The organism is Bacillus sp. JJ1503, from assembly GCF_036965125.1.
In the GTDB taxonomy this organism is placed as follows: Bacteria; Bacillota; Bacilli; order Bacillales; family Cytobacillaceae; genus Cytobacillus.
In genome coordinates this window covers 1-3,533 of record NZ_JBALOZ010000406.1, presented here as the reverse complement: position 1 = coordinate 3,533, position 3,533 = coordinate 1, and the positions used below count along the sequence as shown (strand labels likewise).

The 3,533-nt window shown below is 34.9% G+C and carries 4 protein-coding genes; 2 read left to right on the top strand and 2 right to left on the bottom strand.

Translation table 11 applies throughout. The features are described 5' to 3' along the window. Positions 1–644, bottom strand: a 644-nt coding sequence (locus V7149_RS23920; RefSeq protein ID WP_335348073.1) for an MgtC/SapB family protein, incomplete at its 3' end; no start/stop codon positions are given. A 230-nt stretch (positions 645–874) separates the two neighbouring features. On the opposite strand from V7149_RS23920, the gene V7149_RS23915 reads away from it, so the two are divergent. Both V7149_RS23915 and V7149_RS23910 read left to right on the top strand, forming a co-directional pair. After that, positions 875–1,813, top strand: a complete 939-nt coding sequence (locus V7149_RS23915) for a DMT family transporter (RefSeq protein ID WP_335348072.1) — start codon at positions 875–877, stop codon at positions 1,811–1,813. Between the two features lie 10 nt (positions 1,814–1,823). Further along, positions 1,824–2,381, top strand: a complete 558-nt coding sequence (locus V7149_RS23910) for a GNAT family N-acetyltransferase (protein ID WP_335348071.1) — start codon at positions 1,824–1,826, stop codon at positions 2,379–2,381. A 574-nt stretch (positions 2,382–2,955) separates the two neighbouring features. Here the strand turns inward: V7149_RS23910 and V7149_RS23905 are convergent. Then, entirely contained in the window at positions 2,956–3,357 is a 402-nt protein-coding gene (locus tag V7149_RS23905; RefSeq protein WP_335348070.1) for a DUF488 domain-containing protein, read from the bottom strand. Between the last annotated feature and the right edge of the window lie 176 nt (positions 3,358–3,533).

Here is a 3,533-nt window from a genome sequence, read left to right as displayed (position 1 = left end):
CTGTAATAAACATCTGTAATACTCTTCTTTTTATTGACTGTCACGATCAGCTGAACAAGGTGCTTTCCGTCTTCTAGGTCTTTAATACGAACACGTTTGATTGAAATTTTTAATTCTTTAATGGCTGAAAGGATATCGGCAATGTTTTCTTTATCGATCACCTTAAGCCGGAGGGTGACTTCTTTTTCTCTTAATTGCCTAGGTCCCAAAAGAGCCATAAAAAAAGGAATGACTTCAACACTGATGATGAGCAACGCGACTCCTGCCATTGCCTCAAGGTAGAAGCCTGCACCTACCGCAATTCCAATCCCAGCTGCTCCCCATATTAATGCCGCGGTTGTTAAACCGGATATGCTATCGTTTCCCCTTCTTAAAATAACACCCGCACCTAGAAACCCAATGCCAGATACGATTTGGGCCGCCAGACGCAGTGGATCCATTTGAATATTAACGCCTTCCTTTCCGGGAAATATGTAGGCGGATTCAATGGATACGATTGTTAATAGGCAGCTTACAATGGAAATAACGAGACTCGTTTTAAGGCCGACTGGTTTTCTTTTTAATTCTCGCTCAATTCCGATAACCAGCCCAAGAATGGCAGATATTCCTAGTTTCATTAATATTTCTAATTCTAATTCACTCATAATATCCCTACTTCCTAGTTAATTTTTGATGAAAAGGGATAAAAGCTGGTGCGGCTCCATTTCTGAATGTACTCAGTTCTTTTAACATCAATTTTTTGTTAAAAATGATATACCCATTAAATAACTTCCTAAAACTTTCTAATGAATAATATATTAAAATAATAGATAAAGTATTACTTTAGATGTATGATAAGGTGTGCTGAATATTATTGAATTAAGGAGTTGCATCTATGTCAGACATCAAAATAAATCCTTATGTGGCCCTTGCTATCGGCGTATTGTCGGTCTCTACTTCTGCTATTCTTGTAAAAGTTTCATCGGCTCCTTCTGGGGTTATCGCTTTTTACCGCTTACTATTTACGGTTTTATTTATGTTGCCTATTTTTCTAATAAAGTATGTTCCAGAACTTCGTCTTATTACAAGGCGGGATTGGTTATTTTCTATAATCGCTGGTGTATTCCTGGCCTTTCATTTTATTCTTTGGTTTGAATCATTAAATTACACGTCAGTTGCCAGCTCAACAGTATTAGTAACACTTCAGCCATTATTTGCTTTTGTAGGAACATATTTTTTCTTTAAGGAAAAGTTTTCTATGAAAGCAATAATAAGCAGTGTTATTGCTGTATTGGGAAGTGTAGTAATCAGCTGGGGAGATTTTAAAATTAGCGGATCTGCTTTATTTGGCGATATTTTAGCCTTGATTGCTTGTGCATTAATTACAGCAAATCTATTATTTGGTCAAGACGTTAGAAAAAGACTGTCGCTTGTAACCTATACCTTTATTGTATATAGCATTAGTACTATAACATTGTTTTTCTATGTAATCATCAAACAGGAACCATTATTACCATACCCGACAAGTGATTGGGTTTATTTTATCCTACTCGCGCTTTTTCCAACACTAATGGGTCATACGATATTTAACTGGTCTTTAAAATGGCTGAGCACCTCTACTATTTCTATGGCCATTTTATTCGAACCAGTAGGTGCGGCTCTTTTAGCTTATTATCTATTACAAGAATCTGTTAGCTGGTCTCAAATTATTGGAGGCTGCATTATTATTATTGGGGTTTCATTATTTTTATTAGATGAACGAGGACTCAACTTAAAGGAATTAAAGAAAAAAACGTCTCTTAAAAGTACACTGAAAGAAAATGTACGAAATTAAGGAGAAAAAAATGGGGTTTAATAAAGCTTTTACAAATTTTCCGAAATTGGAAACGGAAAGAGTTATATTACGAAAGCTTCAAATGAATGATGCTCCAGCCATGTTTAGTTATTTTTCAAAGGATGAAGTTACTAAGTTTTATGATCTCACTACTTTTACATCTGAAAAACAAGCCGAAGGTTTAATTGAAAGTTTATTGTTCAAATACGAAAATAGAGAACAAATTCGTTGGGCCATTGTTTTGAAAGAAACAGGAAAGTTGATTGGCACATGTGGCTTCCACGAAATCGAGGAGGAACATTGGAAAGCAGAAGTTGGATATGAACTCCATCCTGATTTTTGGCGAAAAGGGATTATGACAGAGGTAATTAATGCTGTCGTTCAATACGGATTGATAGAAATCGGATTAAATCGGATAGAGGCCATTTATGATCGAAGAAATATATCATCAGCGAAAGTATTAGAGAAGAACGGCTTTGAATTTGAAGGACTCTTAAAGAAAAGATTTTTTAAAAAAGGGCAGTTTGTAGACGGAGCTATTGCCGCAATATTAAAAGAAGATGAGTAGACTAACCCCCAAAATTTTTGGGGGGATTTTTTTTGTCTAAACAAATAAATAAGTCAATGCAGAAAAAAGAAAACCGCTAGTCACTGAAAAAATAAATGTTCCTCCATAGATTTTACCTTCTGAATTGGCAATTTTTATGCCCTCTATATATGAATAAGAGAAAAGGTAGATTGCCATGAAAAAGGATAAGTATAGGGCGATATTTTCCAGTATGATTCACACCTTTCCATATAATAGAGATAATAAATTATATGAAAGGGATTTATTTTATATGAATAGCCGAGTCTTTCTAAAGTAAGGTATTGTAGTTGTGTATAACTATATCCAAAACCAATTAGTTTGTGGATATGGTTGATTAATCCACCCACGAACTGTGGATGGAAGTGGTGATTATAAACATAATGTTTGTTTTATTTGTGATTAATCCTGTGGACATGTGGAGGAATCCAAGTTCAAAAAGGAAGCCCCAAGGAAAAACGCCTACTTATGAAGGGTCCATAGTGATCGAAAAAGACACCCCGAGGTAAAAACGCGCACTAAGGCGGGTTCATAGTGAACGGAAAGGACTTCAACTTCATTTTGATTTATCATTAATCGTCTGATCATTTTCAGCGTTTTTATTCAGGAGAATTTCATCTCTCAATACAATGGCATTATTATAAAAATTATTTTTTGCAGCATATAAAAGCGTAATATTATGATCAAGGCTTAGTTTGATTATTTGTTTTACTTCATTTTTTATTAAATCGCTAGTTCGTAGTTCCTCCAAATACCTTTCTCGAAATTCGTCAAAGTGCTCTTTATTATGAGCATACTTTTTCCTCAGCTCATTGCTTGGCGCCAAATCTTTGGCCCAGCAATATAATTTCGCCTTTTCTTTGGAGATTCCGCGTGGCCACAGGCGATCGACTAGGATCCGATAGCCATCGTTTTCTTCATAAGGATCATAAATCCTTTTGATAAAAATATTAGACATAATTCACACCTAATTTCTTTTCGATTTTATGAAAGGACTGTTTGCCTCAAATTGTATAAGAAGAAAATTTGTTTTGCCAATTTCAGAAACGCTTATTGCATATTAAAACAGGAATCGAGATCCAAAAAGGAAGGGATAATATTAAATTGTTGTTTCTATATGAAGAACATTTAATG

Coding starts and splice junctions, on each gene's coding strand:
- V7149_RS23905 (WP_335348070.1), bottom strand. CDS start 3,357: ATGTCTAATATTTTTATCAAAAGGATTTATGATCCTTATGAAGAAAAC.
- V7149_RS23915 (WP_335348072.1), top strand. CDS start 875: ATGTCAGACATCAAAATAAATCCTTATGTGGCCCTTGCTATCGGCGTA.
- V7149_RS23910 (WP_335348071.1), top strand. CDS start 1,824: ATGGGGTTTAATAAAGCTTTTACAAATTTTCCGAAATTGGAAACGGAA.